Genomic DNA, 15,808 nt, shown 5'->3' with positions numbered 1-15,808 from the left:
GGACAGGACGGACGCCCGCCGCCGGCGGGCTGCCGACGGCGGGCACGGGTCACGACGGGCGCGGTGGCACGACCGGATCGAGCGGCACCCAGGCCGCCGCCCGGCGTGCCGCCGCCATGCTGGCCCAGGCCGTCAACTCGATCAGGGCACGATCGTCCGCCCCGCCGGCACGCACGGCGGCCACCACCTCGTCGTCGACCTGGTAGGCCGCGAACGCGGTGAGCAGCGCCAGCCGGCCGGCGGGGCGGTCGGCGGCGGGCAGGTCACCCACCGCGTCGCCGACCCAGGCCCGGCTGAGCCCCGTCGGGCGGCCATCCCAGGCGTCGAGCCGGGAGGCGACCAGGTCCCGTACCGACTCCGGCACCGAGCGGCGCCCGGCGGCGTCGACGGCCGCGGCGCCACGGGCGAGCGCGTCGGCCAGGATCGGGTTGCCGGCGGCCCAGGCGAGGTCCGGCGCGGGCGGCGCGGAGGGCAGCAGCTCCAGCGCGGCGCCCGCCGGCCGGTCGCCCCGCGCCCCTCGGGCCATCAACCGACCGAAGGTCCGGCGTACGCCGCCACGGATCGGCTCGGGCACGCCGGCGGGAATCGGCGAGGGTTCGAGGAAGATGTTCACCATCCGGTTGAGGTACTGGAAGACCAGTGCGACGCCGAGAAGTTCGACGGCCTCGTCGCGGGCGACCGGGGGCACGGCGTGCCGGGCCGACGTCCGGTCCGTCGCGGCCCGGGCCCAGTCGGCGACCCGCGCCAACCGGGTGTCGGCGGGCGCGTCGCTCGCCGGCCGGACCAGGCCGGCGAGCGTCGCCGAGTGCACCTCCACGCAGTACGGGCAGGAGTTGGCCGCCGAGACCGCGGCCGCCACCGTCTCCCGGGTGGCGCGGTCCAACCGCCCGGCGGCGACCAGCGTCTCGCGCAGCGTCATCCAGCATGCGGCCAGCACCTGCGGCGCGGGCGAGTGCAGGCTGACCGGCGGCGCGAGCATGCCGAAGTCGCGCTCCACCTGCTGGTAGACGCCGGCCACCAGGCCGTCCGCCCGCTCGACCCGCACCGGGGTGACCCGCCGCACGTGCCCCCGGGAGGGCCGCCGCGCCACTCGTGCGTACAGACCGGTCACCGCCGCCGCGCTCCGCTCACCAGCGGCAGCACAGCGTCGCGGCTGCTGGTGGCCCCGTCCGGCGCGGGCGCGCCGTAGCGGACGTCCACGCCGCGTGCGCGGGCTGCCTCGACGATGCCCGGCACGGCCCGCTCGGCCAGCGCGGCGATCGTCATCGCCGGATTCACCGTCAGTCCGCCCGGCACCGCGGAGCCGTCGGTGACGAAGATGCCGGGGTGGTCCCGCAACTCGTGCCGGTCGTCGAGCGCCGAGGTCGCCGGGTCGTCGCCGATCCGGCAGGAGGCCAACGGGTGCACGGTGTACGCCCCGACCACGTCGTTGGTCCACGGCATCACCCGCGCCAGGCCGTCGCGCTCCAGGATGTCGCGCACCTCGGCGTCGGACAGCGCCCACCCGCGCAGGGTGTTCTCGGTCGGCTCGTAGCGCAACGAGCCCCGGCCCAGCATCTGCTGCGACAGGCGCATCGAGTTGCCGCTGGACGGCGGCGGACCGAAGACACCCTCGTTGTCGTCCTCGCTCATCGTGAAGACGGTCAGCCACGACTGCCAGCGCCGCAGCAGCTCCTTCTTCTCGACGCCGAACCAGCTCGGGCCGACGGCGTCGGGCACCTGGGCGAGGATCGTGCCGAAGCCCGGCGGGAAGTAGAGCTGCTCCAGCGAGTACCGCTCGTACTCGGGCAGGGATCCGTCGAGCCGGTCCCAGGTGGCCACACAGGGGCCCTTGCCGATCTGGTACGCCTCGTACGGCACGCCGTCGGGCCGGCTCAGGCCGAGCACGTCACGGATGCGGTCCTCGTCGAAGATCGCGGTGTTGAGCCGTTCGCCGTTGCCGGAGAAGTACCGGCCGACGGCGTGCGGCATGGCGCCGAGGGTCGGTTCCGAGCGCTGGAGGATGACCGGCGTGGCCCCGGCACCGGCGGCCAGTACGACGATCTTCGCGTCGATCGTGCCGGCGCCCACCTCGACCCGGTAGTCGACGTCGTCGAGCACGGTGTAGTGCACCCGGTAGCCGCCGTCGTCGGTGCGGGACAGGTGCTGCACCTCGTGCAGCGGGCGGATCTGCGCGCCGTGCGCCAGCGCGGCCGGCAGGTAGTTGAGCAGCAGCGAGCGCTTGGCGTCGAACCGGCAGCCGGACATCATCCAGTTGCAGTTCGTGCATCTGGACGTGTCGACCGCCGCCGGCACCGCGTTCGCGGTCCGTCCGGCGTGGTCGCAGGCCGCACCGAACAGCCCGCCGGAGAACGGCACGGTGTCCCAGGCGGTCTGGGTGACGGGCAGTGCCTCGGCCACCCGGTCGTACCACGGTTCGAGCGTGTCCCGGGACACCGCCGCCGGCCACATCCGCCGGTTGAAGCGGCCCTTGCGGTCGAAGACGAAGCGGGGCGCGCGGGGCATCGCGGCGAAGTAGACCACGCTGCCACCACCGACGCAGTTGCCGCTGAGCACGCTCATCCCGTCGCCGATGACGAAGTCGAAGATCCGGGTCGACGACGAGCCGAACTTGAAGTCGTGCTGGAAGTCCTCGCCGGTCAGCCACGGCCCGCGCTCCAGCACGACGACCCGCGCGCCGCCCTCGGCGAGGTGGTACGCGGTGATCGCGCCGCCGAAGCCGCTGCCGATCACGAGGACGTCGGTGCTCTCGGAACTCGTCATGAAGGGCTCCCGGAGGGGGTCGTGTCGGGGTGCGGTCGGGCCAGCTGCCGGCCGTAGCTGTAGGTGTCGAACCGCCACAGCCCGTCGCTGTCCGGTGCTCGGAAGCCCATCGTGGTCAGGCCGACGTGTCCGGCGGCGAGCGCCTCGACGGTGCTGGTGTGCGACCCCGCGTCGAAGGCGATGGTGCAGAACATGGCGAGGCTGATCCAGGCGTCGCACTCCGGGTTGGCACGGTCGGTCAGCCGCTGCACCAGCAGCACTCGGTCCGGGTAGTGCAGCGAGACGAACGGCGGGACGTCGGCGTCCAGCTCGATACCGCTCTCGGCGGCGTACGCGCGGGCGTGCTCGTTGAGGCCGTCGGCCAGCATGTCCAACGCCGGGGCCATGCCACCCTCGGCGGAGCGGAGGACCTCCAGCGCGCCGGAGGCGACGGCGCCGCCGCCGCGTGAGACACCGGCGACGGCCCGGTCTCCCGGCCAGCGCCGCTCGCCGGGCAGAATCGTGTCGGCATACGCTTCCAGCGACATCGTCCGCGCCTGCTCTGTTTCGATTTCCCTGGGCACGGGCATCACCTCCGACGATCTCTCGAATTGACAGAAAACGCGTTGCACGGCTGTGGCCGCGCAATGTCCGGGTCGCCGGAAACCGTCCGCGACATTCCTCCGTCGTGACGCAATCCAATGGTGGCCGGGCACCGGCACGGACACATCTCGCGATTTGCTGTCCGCGTCCACAAAGAACGCAAGCGAGAGGACGTGGCGGGCGACCGGCTCGGGACGCGACGGGGCCGCCGCGCACCGCGCGGCCACCGGGGGCGAGGATCAGCCGGCCGACGCCACCGCGACGGACAGTTCCGCCGGCGCGCCGCGCAGCGCCACCACGCAGGTGGCGACCCGCCACCGGCCGGCGGTGAGCAACACCCACCGGTCCGGGGTGTGCCGGGCGTAGGTGAGCGGGGTGACCGCCGTGACACCGACCTTGTGCAGCGACTCCAGTGCCGACCAGACCCGGGTCGCCGCCGTGGACAGCGGCTCCCCGGTCTCGGCGGCTATCAGGTCGGCCAGGGCGAGGTGCCCACCGAGCAGCCGCCGCCACTCGGCGTGTTCGCGTCGCGCGACGGGTTCGAGGTCGCAGCCGACCGGCGTGCCCGAGACGACCGCCATTGTGTACGCCCCGCCGTGCGCCGCCGACACGCACCGGCCGCCGCCCAGCTCGGGCCGCCCGTCGGGGCGGTAGCGCACGGTCGTGCGGGCGCCGAGCAGTCGGGACACGGCCAGCGCGGTGTGCTCGCGGCGCCGTTCACGGCGCAGGCCCGGCTCGAGCACCGCGGCGGCGTCGAAGCCGGCCAGTTCGCGGAGTCTGCGGTGCAGGTACGGCCCGAACACCTGCGCCGGCCACGGGCCGGGCGGGCGACCTGCGGGCACCAGCCGCAGCCGCAGCCCGGTCCAGCGCTCGACGACCCGCCCACCGGCCACCGCTTCCAGGTCGAACCGGTGCACGTCGCCGTCGCGCTCCCGGCGGAGGGCGTACAGCGTCACCTGCTCGTACGGGCCGGCGCCGGCGAGCCAGATCCGGTCCACCCCCAGCGGTTGCAGCACCGCGTCGGGTGCCCAGGCCTGCACGGCGTGCAGCAGCGCGTCGCGCAGGCCGGGGTCGCCGAGGATCAGTGGTTCCGGCGGGGCGGCTCCGAACCACCACATCGCGCTGGCCCCGGCGAGTTCGGCGACGCAGCCGGACGTGGTGATCTCGCGGTACCGCAGCAGGCGGTGCAGCCTCCGGTCGCGGCGGACCAGCGTGTCGTACACCTCGCGGGCCGTGTTGATCGCCAGCGGTGGCTGTTCGGGGTGCCGCGCGGGAGGCACCGGCAGCGCGGTCGGGACGGGCACCGTGGCCGCCGGGTGCCACACGACCGGCATCCGGTCACGCACCCCGCCGGCGCCGCGGTGCCGCAACCGGGCGCGGACGCGCTCCACCTCGTCTCCGAGGTACGCGCTGCGCAGCGTCACCGTCGCCGTGCTGGGGTGCGCGCCGGCCACCGCGGTCAGCCGCAGCTCGACGACGCGGTCGCGGGGCACCACGAGCGGCTGACCGAACTCGACCGCCTCGATCACCGGAGGCCCGTCGTGCCCGGTCAGCGCCGCCCATCCCTGCGCGACGGCCTCGAGGGCGCACGCGGGCGGGAACACCGGCGCCGCGTCACCCCCGGGGTCGTCGAGGTACGGGTCCTCCCCCGGGCCCAGGGTCGTCGTCGTGACCAGCAGCCGACCCGGTTCGTGGACGAGCACCGAGGCGGTGAAGCGCGCGGCGGGGGCACCGCCGGGCAGCGTGCGGGGCCCCGTCGTGATCCGCTCCACGGTGTCCACCCTCCCGATGTGGTTGTGCGGTCAGGCGAAGTGGGCCTGGATCCGCTGACGCCAGACCTCGTACGCGGGCTCGGGCCCGTCCGGCCCGAGGGTGTCGCGCTCGGCGTCGGTGATCGCGGCCGCCTCCTGCGGGGTGCAACCGCAGAAGATCTCGGTGGCCAGGGGCGTGTGATCGGTGACCAGGCCGGCTCGCAGCCGCGCCTGCGCGGCGAAGGCGGAGCCCTGGGCGAGCTGCGGGCGGTACTGGGCGGCGTGGACGTACAGCTTCTTGAGGTCGTCGGAGTCGGCGCCGCCGGCGTAGGTGGCGGCCAGGCCCATGCCGCTCCACAGGTCGCCGTGGCGGGACTCGTCGAAGCGGCCGATCAGGTCGGCGGCGACGTCGGGGTCGGCGCCGGCGACGAACCAGCTGGCCCGCCCGATGCCCTGATCGATGGCGCGCCGCGCGTAGTCGCCGGGCACGTCCGGTGGCCACGCCACCGGCGCGACCTGCTGACGGCGCACGAAACGGTCGGTCTCGAAGTAGGCGCGGTAGAAGCCGAGTCCGTCGAGCACCAGCCAGCGCAGCAGCGGGTCCGGCGCGACGACGGCCCGCCAGCGCCACCTGGGCAGCTTGGCGTACGCCCAGCCGATCCCGACGTACGCCATGTAGACGTGCGGCGCTCCGGCGCCGGTCAGGAAACGGCCGGTGCGGCCGCCGCCCGGCGCGACACCGTCCAGGATGGCGTACCCCATGGCGGCGCCCTCGTAGGCGAACCCGCGGAACTGCCGCTCGATCAGGTCCAGGCGGTTGATGTCGGCGTCCTCGCGGGCCTCGACGGCCGCGCGGAAGCCGGTGAGGAAGCTGGCGCCCACCGACTCCAGCCTGCGGCGGGTGGGTTCGTCCTTGACGTGGAATCCCCGCCGGCTCATCGTCGTCTCGACGATGTCCGGCGTCATCAGTCGTGCACGGAGGGTGCGCCACAGGCCTGCCATCGGCTCTCCCCATGGAAGACGGACGCCCGTGGCGTCCGTGTCCTTGTCCCGGTGGATCCGGATGAGCCGAGGCTAGGGGCAGCCCGAGGTGATCGCCTACTTCACGGTTGCTCTGCGTGATCACATGATCACGCCCATTTTCCCGCCGGCGCCTGCGAACGTGATCGACACCCACCGTAATTACTGGTCGAGGGCCGGTCGAGTGACGGCACGAACAGAGAAGAACTACGGTCGCCAACTGAGGCACACTCGGAAAGTCTATTCGACACAGATCACTACCTGAGCGGGAGTGGCGAGGTATTACACGGAAGTTTATTGACCTTAAGGAACGGTCACCGCAGTTTCCCAATCCAATGTACCGCGCAGCTTCATCCAAAATTGGATTCGGTGCACCGTGAAGGATCAGACGGTCGAGCAGACAACTCGTTCGTGACGACTATCAGGAAGAGGGCACCGACGTGACCCAGGCACCCGACGTGATCGCCGATCTCACCGCGGAGAGCGAGGCCCTCGACGCCCTCGTGGCGAAGCTGGACGCCGAGCAGTGGGACACCCCGACCCCGGCGCACGGCTGGGCGATCCGGCACCAGATCGCCCACCTGGCCGCGACCTTCCGGCTCGCCGGACTGGCCGCCGCGCAGCCGGCCGCGTTCCAGCAGGTGGTCAGCCGACTCAGCGACGACTTCGACGCCAACGTGGCGGCCGCCATGGCCGACTTCGTCGTCGAGCCACCTGCGGTCCTGCTGTCCCGCTGGCGCACCGAGCGCGCCACGGCCGAGAAGGCACTCGCCGCGGTGCCGGCCGGCCAGCCGGTGCCGTGGCTGGTGCGCCCCCTGCCGGCACCGGTGCTTGCCGCGGCCGGGATGATGGAGGTCTTCGGGCACGGTCAGGACGTCGCGGACGCCCTGGGCGAGCGCCGGACGCCCACCGACCGACTCGGTCACCTGGTCGGCTTCGCCGTCCGGACCTGGGACTTCGGGTATCTGGCGCGCGGGCTGACGCCGCCGGACGTCGAGTTCCGCTTCGAGATCACCGCACCTTCCGGCGCGGTGTGGGCGTTCGGCCCGGAGGACGCCGAGCAGCGGATCACCGGCCCGGCCGAGGACTTCTGCCTGCTCGTGACCCGGCGCCGGCACCGGGACGACCTGACCATGACGGCGGTCGGCGACGAGGCCGACCACTGGCTGGACATCGCCCAGGCGTACCGGGGGCCGGCCGGGACCGGGCGCTCCCCGGGCCAGTTCAGCCGGAGTCCGCAACCGCAGTCCCGTTGACGAGATCGCACGCACGACGGCGTCGGATATCCGTCCGGCACCGTTGTGCCCGCCGGCCGGGGCGACGGACCGCACCTTTCCGCCATACCGGCCGGCGGGCACCCGACAAACCGGATCGAACAGCCAGAGATTGCCCGGCGACAGCGGCTAATGTCTTCACATTCGGGGCAAGCGTCCATTTTAGGCAGCCCTGACCAGTCTGCAGGAAACCGTATCTCCACCCGGGAAAATGGGTGTGTTGATTGCGGGTCCAGCGGCCGCTAGCATGGGCGCACCGTCGCCAACCATTGCTCTGCATCTATTCCCTTAGGTGCTTAACAAGTAATTGCCGCCCGGTGAACGAACCGGGGGCGCAAGCGGGACCGGCGTATCGCCACGCGCCACATCTGAGGTGCCCGGCCACCGGCACCAAATCCTGCGTCACACGTGTACCAACCATCGGATTGGGGGATGCGATGGAAGACAGTATCCAGAGAGCCGTCGGTCGCGTCATCAAGGCTATCCGGGATGATCTCGCTGAACAACACACCGTGGACGGCATGGCCAGGACCGCGATGTTCAGCAAGTTCCACTTCACCCGGATCTTCCAGCGAACGACCGGCATCTCTCCGGGACGCTTCCTCATGGTCATGCGGCTGCACCGCGCCAAACAGCTCCTGCTGTCCACCTCGTTGAGCGTCACCGAGATCACCCATGAGGTCGGTTACGCCAGTGTGGGCACCTTCAGCTCCCGGTTCAGCAGCAGCGTCGGCGTCTCGCCGAGCACCTTCCGCAGGCTGGGTGGGGTGACGCCGCAGGTTCCCGTCGACCGCCGGCCGGCCCCCCAGCCGCCGGTCACGACGATCATGGGCACGGTGCACGCGCCCGAGTTCGACCAGGACGGCGATCGCACCGTCTTCATCGGGCTCTTCCGCGACCCGGTACCACTCGGGCGCCCGGCGAGCTGCACCGTCCTCGAACGCCCCGGCCCCTACCGGCTGGAGAACCCACCGCCCGGGCAGTGGTACGTCCTCGCGTACTCCAGCCTCCGGGAGGGCCCGAGCTACTGGCGCGCCAACCCCGAGGACCAGGACGTGCTGATCGGCGCGTCCGGCCCACTCACCATCTGTCGGCGTCCGGGCGCGACGGAGGCGGACCTCCACCTGCGACGGATGACTCCCCTCGATCCGCCGATCCTGCTGGCCCTTCCCGTCCACTGAGCCGTACCCCTCCGAGCACCGCGCCCACGTCCCGCCCAGCGCCGCGTCACACGACGCCCACACGGACGGGACGGGGGGCGGATCGGCGCGGAGGGCCGGGACCGCCATCGACACCGCCGGACCGTGGCCCGAGGTCGGGCCACCGCGGCACACGTCGGCGTGGCCGTCGCTCCAGCCGGTCCACAGCAGGGTCAGGGTTCGGGGCCGTACCCCCGATCGACGCTGTGTCGCGCCCCGCGACGGCCGGTCGTCGGCCCGCCGGTGCGGCCCGCCCCGCACCGGATCCAGGGCCGGCGGGGGGCCGCGGACCGCGGCGACCTGCACGTCGGACAGCCGCGCCGTCCACCCCTGCGGCGTGGTCTTGTCGGGATGTGCGGCGCTGCCCCGCGACTGTGCTCCGAAGGGTCGTGCGAGCGAGTCTCTGCTGCTATCTTCATTGCGCGACGTCAGTTTCAAATCCGCACTGAGTGGTTGTCGATGACGTCGCATGAGCGACAGCCGGGGCCCGCCCAGCACACCCGGGCCGTCGCACCTCCGGTCTGTCGCACCCATGGCCGCCGTGGGCCGGATGACAGCCCGCGGCGCGCCTGACGCCTGTCGATGCGGCTAGCTCCCGCACCACCGGGAAACCAAGGGGCTGGGATGGTGGACAACTTCAGCGCACCGGCGCCGATGGCACCGCGACTCGGCAAACGCCAACGGCTGGCCCTCGGCGCGCTCGGTGCCTCGTTCCTGATGGTGGCGGTGGACAGCACCATCGTCTACGTCGCCATTCCGAGCATCCAACGTGGACTCGGGTTGTCCACGGTGACCGTCCAGTGGCTCATGTCGGCCTTCCTGCTCAGCTTCGGTGGCATGCTGTTGCTCAGCACCCGGCTGGCCGACCTGTTCGGGCGCCGCCGGTTGTTCACCACCGGCCTCGCTGTGGTGGCCGCCGCCTCGCTGCTGTCGGCCGTGGCCTGGTCGGGTGGTGCGCTGATCGCGGCCCGGGCCCTGCAGGGGGTCGGCGCGGCACTGGTCGCGACGACCGCGCTGCCGCTGCTCGCGTTGTCCCTCGGCAACGGCCCGGCCCGGTCCCGCGCGCTCGGCCTGTGGACCCTGATCGGCGCCTTCGGCGGCACGGCGGGGCTGCTGCTGGGCGGCATCCTCACCGACGGTCCCGGCTGGCGCTGGGTGTTCCTGCTGAACGTGCCGGTGGGCATCGCCGCCGCACTGCTCGCGCCGGTCCTGCCCGCCGACCGGTGCGCCCTTCCCGGCCGTCCGCTGGACGTGGCCGGCGCGGCGAGCCTGGTCGGCGCCCTGGTCCTGTTCGGGTGGACGATCGTCGGGGCGTTCGCCACCGAGGGCTCGGCCGTCAACGCCCTGCTGCGGTTGGCCGGCGCCGTCGTGCTGTTGCTGCTCTTCCTGGCGGTCGAGTCCCGTGCCGCCCGTCCCCTGGTCCGCCCCGGGCTGCTGCGCTCCCGGACCCGACTCGCCGGGCTCATCGTGCTGTTCACCGCCGGCACGATCGTCGACGGCGTGCTCCTGCTGATCACCCTCTACGGTCAGGAGTCGCTGGGGCTCTCCGCCACCGGCTTCGGCGTCCTGATGGTCGCGCTGACCCTGCCATCGGTGATCGGCTCGTACGCCGGCCAGGCCGTGGTGCTGCGGCACGGGCTGCGGACGGTCGCCATGGCCGGCATGGCGCTGGTCGGCGCCGGCCTGCTCGCGCTGACCATGGTGCGTGGCCCGCTGGCCGCCGGGTACATCGTCAGTGTGCTGCCGGTCATCGGGGTGGGCGCGGGAGCCGCCTTCGTGGCCGCGCAGATCGCCGTCACCCTCGGGGCCACCGACGCCGACTCGTCCGCCACGACGGGCCTCACCGACGCCTCGTTCAGCATGGGTGGAGCCATCGGGCTCGCCATCGTCTCGGCCGCCCTCGTCGCACACCAGGCGGCACCCGGCGCGCCCGCGGCGCCCGGACAGGTCGCCGCCGGCCTGCAGACCGCGTTCGCGGTCGCCGCCGGCCTCGCCGTGATCGGGCTTCTCGCGGCGCTCGTGCTGCTCCGGCGTGGCGGCAACCACCTGCCGATACGTCGATTCGACCCGTGAGGTGCGCAATTTTCTCGGGGTTGCCCGGTCGTACGGGCACTAGGATGACGCTGTGTCTCGACGTGGGTACGGACAGGACTGCTCGATCGCACGCGCTCTCGAGGTCGTCGGCGAGCGCTGGACGCTCCTCATCGTCCGCAACGCGCTGGTGGGTGACTGCCGCTTCGACTCGTTCCTCAGCGACCTCGGGATGGCCCGCAACGTCCTCGCCCAACGCCTGAACACCCTGGTCGAGGCCGGCATCTTCGAGCGGGTCCCCTACAAGTACCGCCCCCTGCGACACGAGTACCGGCTCACCGCGCGCGGACGGGACCTGGCGCCGGTGCTGATGGCGTTGATGCGGTGGGGTGACAAACACAGCACCGGTGCCGGCCAACCGGAACGGGCCAGCGTCCACACCACCTGCGAGCACCCGGTCGAGCTGGTGGTGATGTGCACCTCGTGCGGCGGGCCGGTCCCGGTGGACGAGGTGGCCACCCGTCCGACCACGTCGTCCTCTCCGGTGCCGGAGCAGGGCTCCATGATGGACAGTCGGTCGACGGTCCAATCGGTCACGTCCTGACCGTCCCGGCACGACCATCGGCCCGACGGGAAGGGCACGCCGGGAGACGCCTCGCGCTCGCACCGACCAGAGAATAAGGGGACGCATCCGGCAAGGAGGTCGTCCCGTGGTCCTGTCCGCCGCCCCGGCACCGATGGCCCACCATCAGCTCCTGGTCTTCCTCAGCGCCCTCACTGTCCTGCTGCTCCTCGCGCGTCTGCTCGGCGGGCTCGCCGAACGGCTCGGCATGCCCGCCGTGGTCGGCGAACTGCTCACCGGGGTCATCCTCGGCCCGTCGCTGCTCGGGCACCTCACGCCGGGGATCACCGGATGGCTGCTGCCCGACGACCCGGGACAGATGCATCTGCTGGACGCGGTCGCCCAACTCGGCCTCCTGCTGCTCGTCGGCATCACCGGCACCCACGTCGACGTGACGGTGCTGCGCCGTCACCGCCGGGCGGCCACCGCCGTCAGCGCGTGCGGGCTGCTGATCCCGCTCGCTCTGGGCATCGGCCTGGGCCTGCTGATCCCGGCCTCGGTCTCGGCGACACCCGCCGCGCAGCGGTGGACGTTCGCACTCCTCATCGGGGTGGCGATCTGCGTCTCCGCGGTGCCGGTCATCGCCAAGACCCTCTCGGACATGCGTCTGCTGCACCGGGACATCGGTCAGCTCACCCTCGCCGTCAGTGTCATCGACGACGTGGCCGGCTGGCTCCTGCTCTCGCTGGTCGCCACCGCCGCGACCGTCGGCCTGACCGTCGGCGCCGTCAGTCTCTCCGTCGCATACCTGCTGGGGTTCGTGGCGTTCGCCGCCACGGTGGGGCGGTTCCTGGTCCGCCGCGTGATGAAGCGCGTGGCGCGGTCGGGCGAGCCCGGACCGGCGGTGGCCGCCGCGGTCGTCATCGTGCTGGTCGGCGCGGTGATCACGCATTCGCTACGCATGGAGGCGCTCTTCGGCGCGCTGGTCGCGGGGGTCCTCATCGCCACCACCCGCTCGGCCCAGGTGCTCCTCGCGCCCTTGCGGGCGATCGTGCTGTCGGTCCTCGCCCCGATCTTCCTGGCCACCGCCGGCCTGCGGATGGACCTCACCGCGCTGGCGGAGCCGGCCGTGACGCTCACCGGGCTCGCCGTGCTGGCGGTGGCGATCGTCGGCAAGTTCACCGGCGCCTTCGTCGGCGCGTGGCTCGGCCGGCTCGACCGGTGGTCGGCGATGGCCCTCGGCGCCGGCATGAACGCCCGCGGCGTCATCCAGGTGATCGTCGCGCTGACCGGTCTGCGCCTGGGCGTACTGAACACGGCCATGTACACCGTCGTGGTGCTGGTCGCGATCGTCACCTCGCTGATGACACCGCCACTGCTGCGGTACGCCACGAACCGGATGGCCGAGGGCGAGACGGAACGGCTGCGCCGGCTCGAACACGACACGTGGCAGGGCCGCAGCCCGGCGACGGCGGTGACACCGACGGCGACCCCCGACCCCTGAGGCCCGACGAGCCCCGGTCGGTCGACCGGGGCTCGTCGGGCACAGCGGATCAGTTGAGGTCGAACCGGTCCAGTTCCATGACCTTCGTCCAGGCCTGGACGAAGTCGGTCACGAACTTGTCGCGCGCGTCCTGGCTGGCGTAGACCTCTGCCAGGGCCCGCAGCTGCGAGTTGGAGCCGAAGATGAGGTCGACCGCCGTGGCGGTCCACTTCACCTCGTCGGTGGACAGGTCACGGATCTCGTACACGTGCTCGTCGGACTTCGACGCGCTCCACCGGGTGCCCGGCGAGAGCAGGTTGGCGAAGAAGTCGTTGGTGAGCACACCCGGCCGGTCGGTGAGGACACCGTGCTGCACGCCGCCGGAGTTGGCGCCGAGGGACCGCAGGCCGCCGATGAGGACGGTCATCTCGGGTGCGGTCAGGTTCAGCATGTAGGCGCGGTCGATGAGCAGCACCTCCGGCTGGGTCTTCTCGCCCTCGCGCAGGTAGTTGCGGAAACCGTCGGCGCGCGGCTCGAGGACCCGGAAGGACTCGGCGTCGGTCTGCTCCTGGGTGGCGTCGGTGCGGCCCGGCCGGAACGGCACGGTCACCTCGACGCCGGCGTCGCGCGCCGCCTTCTCGACGGCGGCCGAACCGGCCAGCACGATCAGGTCGGCGAGCGAGATGCTCGCCCCACCGGCGGAGTTGAACTCCTGCTGGATGCCCTCGAGGGTGGTCAGGACGGTCGACAGCTGCTCGGGCTGGTTGACCTCCCAGCTGCGCTGCGGCTCGAGACGGATCCGCGCACCGTTGGCGCCACCACGCTTGTCGGTGTGCCGGAAGCTCGCGGCCGACGCCCAGGCGGTGGAGACCAGCTGGGCGGTCGTGAGACCGGACTCGAGGACCTTCGCCTTGAGTGCGGCGATGTCGGCGTCACCCACGAGGTCACCACTGGCGGCCGGCACCGGGTCCTGCCAGAGCTGCGGCTCGGCGACCCACGGACCCAGGAAACGGCTGACCGGGCCCATGTCGCGGTGCAGCAGCTTGTACCACGCCTTGGCGAAGGCCAACGCGAACTGGTCGGGGTTCTCCAGGAAGCGGCGCGAGATCTTCTCGTACGCCGGGTCGACGCGCAGCGACAGGTCGGTCGTGAGCATCGTCGGCTTGTGCTTCTTCGACGGGTCGTGGGCGTCCGGGATGATCGCCTCGGCGTCCTTGGCGACCCACTGCTTCGCGCCACCGGGGCTCGTGGTCAGCTCCCACTCGTAGCCGAACAGGATCTCGAAGTAGCGGTTGCTCCACTGCGTCGGCACGTCGGTCCACGTCACCTCGAGCCCACTGGTGATCGTGTCACCGCCCTTGCCGCTGCCGTAGGTGCTCAGCCAACCCAGGCCCTGCGCCTCCAGCGGGGCACCCTCGGGCTCCGCGCCCACGTGGCTGTCGGCGGCGCTGGCGCCGTGGGTCTTGCCGAAGGTGTGGCCACCGGCGATGAGAGCGACGGTCTCCTCGTCGTTCATCGCCATCCGGCGGAAGGTCTCGCGGATGAAGTGGGCCGCGGCGGCCGGGTCCGCGTTACCGCGGGGGCCCTCCGGGTTGACGTAGATGAGACCCATCTCGGTCGCGCCGACACCGGCCGCCATCTCCTTCTCGGAGGCGTACCGCTCGTCACCGAGCCAGGTGTCCTCCGGGCCCCAGAAGATCTCCTCGGGCTCCCAGACGTCCTCACGGCCGAAGCCGAAGCCGAAGGTCTTGAACCCCATCGACTCCAGGGCGACGTTGCCGGCGAGCACGAGCAGGTCAGCCCAGGAGATCTTCTGGCCGTACTTCTGCTTGACCGGCCAGAGCAGCCGGCGGGCCTTGTCGAGGTTGGCGTTGTCCGGCCAGCTGTTCAGCGGAGCGAAACGCTGACCACCCTCGCCGGCCCCGCCCCGACCGTCCTCGATGCGGTACGTGCCGGCGGCGTGCCAGCTCATCCGGATCATCAGGCCGCCGTAGTTGCCGAAGTCCGCCGGCCACCAGTCCTGCGAGGTGGTGAGCACGTCGACGATGTCCCGCTTGAGGGCCTCGACGTCGAGCTTGGCGAACTCCTTGGCGTAGCTGAAGTCCGCTCCCAGGGGGTTGCCCTTGGACGAGTGGGCGTGCAGCACCGAGAGGTCGAGCTGGTTGGGCCACCAGTCCCGGTTGCTGCGCGGACGGCCGCCGGCCTTCGGGGCCGGCGAGTCGATCGCCGGGTTCTCGCTCTCGCTGCCGCGCGCGGTCACCGAGTCGTGCGCGACCGGGCAGCCGGCCGCGGCCTTCTCGTCGATGCCCTGCGCACTGATGGGGCGGTTGTCCTGGGTGTCACTCATGTGCTTCCTTCCGAGCTTGCGGATCTCTGGGGCGTGCGGTCGGTCGCGCAGTCGGGACAGGTGCCCCAGTAGACGACCTCCGCCTCGTCGACCACGAAACCGTGGTCGCCCGAGGCGGTGAGACAGGGAGCGTGGCCGACGGCGCAGTCGACGTCGGCGATCGTGCCGCAGGAGCGGCACACGACATGGTGGTGGTTGTCCGCGACCCGCGACTCGTAGCGGGCGGTCGCGCCGGCGGGCTGGATTCGACGCACCAGACCGGCGTCGGTGAGCGCGCGCAGCACGTCGTACACCGCCTGGTGGGAGACCGTGGGATGGCCCGCGCGTACCAGTGCGATCATCGTGTCGGTGTCGACGTGCGGGTGGTCGCGCAGCGCCGCGAGCACCGCCAACCGGGGCCGGGTCACGCGCAACGAGGCCGCCCGCAGCTGCGCCTCGAAGTCGGACGTCACGCGGACGAACATATCCCAGTCTTCTGGAACAATTCAAGTTTGGTGCGAACTGGCGGCGACGTGTCGGCTCGGTCACTTCCGGGCGGGGCACGATCCGGGCCCGGGTCGCGGCCGCACGACTCACGAGACGAGGCCCCGACCAGCGCCAAGCGGGCGGTTTCTGGGGGTCCTCGCAACACCTGATGGCTTAGTACGGCAGCCGCCATTTGCTAGTACGGCAGCCGCCATTTGCTAGTTGGCCAGGGCATAGTCTCGGTTGAGTCGGGTGCGTTGGTGGAACCAGCGTGCTCGGGCTTGGTGGCGGCGTCGCCAGTTGCGCCAGTGGGTGTCGTGGTCGGTGGGTT

At 71.9% G+C, this 15,808-nt stretch carries 12 protein-coding genes; 5 read left to right on the top strand and 7 right to left on the bottom strand.

What is annotated here, in order from left to right; genetic code table 11:
• Nucleotides 1-49: 49 nt before the first annotated feature.
• From AB0H52_RS06110 to AB0H52_RS06090, 5 genes are all read right to left on the bottom strand, one after another.
• Nucleotides 50-1,111: a carboxymuconolactone decarboxylase family protein gene (locus AB0H52_RS06110; protein ID WP_357945567.1), complete on the bottom strand. Its 1,062-nt coding sequence runs from the start codon at nucleotides 1,109-1,111 to the stop codon at nucleotides 50-52.
• Nucleotides 1,108-2,763 (bottom strand): GMC family oxidoreductase, encoded by a 1,656-nt coding sequence (locus AB0H52_RS06105; RefSeq protein WP_357945564.1) that lies wholly within the window; start codon nucleotides 2,761-2,763, stop codon nucleotides 1,108-1,110. Before AB0H52_RS06105 ends, AB0H52_RS06110 begins: the two co-directional genes overlap by 4 nt.
• Complete coding sequence (locus tag AB0H52_RS06100; protein ID WP_151488434.1) at nucleotides 2,760-3,290, bottom strand: DUF5987 family protein; 531 nt, start codon at nucleotides 3,288-3,290, stop codon at nucleotides 2,760-2,762. The genes AB0H52_RS06105 and AB0H52_RS06100 overlap by 4 nt, the downstream gene beginning before the upstream one ends.
• Before the next feature lie 294 nt (nucleotides 3,291-3,584).
• Nucleotides 3,585-5,126 carry a polyketide synthase dehydratase domain-containing protein gene (locus tag AB0H52_RS06095; RefSeq protein WP_357945561.1) on the bottom strand — a complete coding sequence of 514 codons (1,542 nt, stop codon included), beginning with the start codon at nucleotides 5,124-5,126 and terminating at the stop codon, nucleotides 3,585-3,587.
• A gap of 21 nt (nucleotides 5,127-5,147) precedes the next feature.
• Entirely contained in the window at nucleotides 5,148-6,098 is a 951-nt protein-coding gene (locus AB0H52_RS06090) for a DUF1702 family protein (RefSeq protein WP_151488436.1), read from the bottom strand.
• A 458-nt stretch (nucleotides 6,099-6,556) separates the two neighbouring features.
• Between AB0H52_RS06090 and AB0H52_RS06085 the strand changes: the two genes are divergently transcribed.
• The 5 genes from AB0H52_RS06085 (at nucleotide 6,557) to AB0H52_RS06065 (ending at nucleotide 12,686) form a co-directional block, all read left to right on the top strand.
• Entirely contained in the window at nucleotides 6,557-7,372 is an 816-nt protein-coding gene (locus AB0H52_RS06085; RefSeq protein WP_151488437.1) for a TIGR03084 family metal-binding protein, read from the top strand.
• Between the two features lie 539 nt (nucleotides 7,373-7,911).
• Nucleotides 7,912-8,571 carry a helix-turn-helix transcriptional regulator gene (locus AB0H52_RS06080; RefSeq protein ID WP_225854167.1) on the top strand — a complete coding sequence of 220 codons (660 nt, stop codon included), beginning with the start codon at nucleotides 7,912-7,914 and terminating at the stop codon, nucleotides 8,569-8,571.
• Nucleotides 8,572-9,213: 642 nt separating this feature from the next.
• Nucleotides 9,214-10,662 carry an MFS transporter gene (locus AB0H52_RS06075; protein WP_192580143.1) on the top strand — a complete coding sequence of 483 codons (1,449 nt, stop codon included), beginning with the start codon at nucleotides 9,214-9,216 and terminating at the stop codon, nucleotides 10,660-10,662.
• Nucleotides 10,663-10,714: 52 nt separating this feature from the next.
• Complete coding sequence (locus AB0H52_RS06070; RefSeq protein WP_151488440.1) at nucleotides 10,715-11,224, top strand: helix-turn-helix domain-containing protein; 510 nt, start codon at nucleotides 10,715-10,717, stop codon at nucleotides 11,222-11,224.
• A gap of 106 nt (nucleotides 11,225-11,330) precedes the next feature.
• A complete protein-coding gene (locus tag AB0H52_RS06065) occupies nucleotides 11,331-12,686 on the top strand; it encodes a cation:proton antiporter (protein ID WP_151488441.1) in 1,356 nt (451 codons plus the stop codon).
• Nucleotides 12,687-12,735: 49 nt separating this feature from the next.
• Here the strand turns inward: AB0H52_RS06065 and katG are convergent, their stop codons facing one another.
• Together katG and AB0H52_RS06055 are read right to left on the bottom strand one after the other, a co-directional pair.
• Nucleotides 12,736-15,012: a catalase/peroxidase HPI gene (gene katG / locus AB0H52_RS06060; protein ID WP_151488442.1), complete on the bottom strand. Its 2,277-nt coding sequence runs from the start codon at nucleotides 15,010-15,012 to the stop codon at nucleotides 12,736-12,738.
• On the bottom strand, nucleotides 15,009-15,464 hold the full coding sequence (locus AB0H52_RS06055; protein ID WP_278123054.1) for a Fur family transcriptional regulator: 456 nt from the start codon (nucleotides 15,462-15,464) through the stop codon (nucleotides 15,009-15,011). Before AB0H52_RS06055 ends, katG begins: the two co-directional genes overlap by 4 nt.
• Nucleotides 15,465-15,808 lie beyond the last annotated feature (344 nt).

Source organism: Micromonospora sp. NPDC050695, from assembly GCF_040654415.1.
Classification (GTDB): Bacteria; Actinomycetota; Actinomycetes; order Mycobacteriales; family Micromonosporaceae; genus Micromonospora.
This window is presented reverse-complemented; position numbering and strand designations above follow the sequence as displayed.

Bases quoted from the DNA above. Each gene is read 5' to 3' on its own strand.
- AB0H52_RS06105 (WP_357945564.1), bottom strand. From the start codon at position 2,763: ATGACGAGTTCCGAGAGCACCGACGTCCTCGTGATCGGCAGCGGCTTC.
- AB0H52_RS06100 (WP_151488434.1), bottom strand. From the start codon at position 3,290: ATGTCGCTGGAAGCGTATGCCGACACGATTCTGCCCGGCGAGCGGCGC.
- AB0H52_RS06090 (WP_151488436.1), bottom strand. From the start codon at position 6,098: ATGGCAGGCCTGTGGCGCACCCTCCGTGCACGACTGATGACGCCGGAC.
- AB0H52_RS06080 (WP_225854167.1), top strand. From the start codon at position 7,912: ATGGCCAGGACCGCGATGTTCAGCAAGTTCCACTTCACCCGGATCTTC.
- AB0H52_RS06075 (WP_192580143.1), top strand. From the start codon at position 9,214: ATGGTGGACAACTTCAGCGCACCGGCGCCGATGGCACCGCGACTCGGC.
- katG (WP_151488442.1), bottom strand. From the start codon at position 15,012: ATGAGTGACACCCAGGACAACCGCCCCATCAGTGCGCAGGGCATCGAC.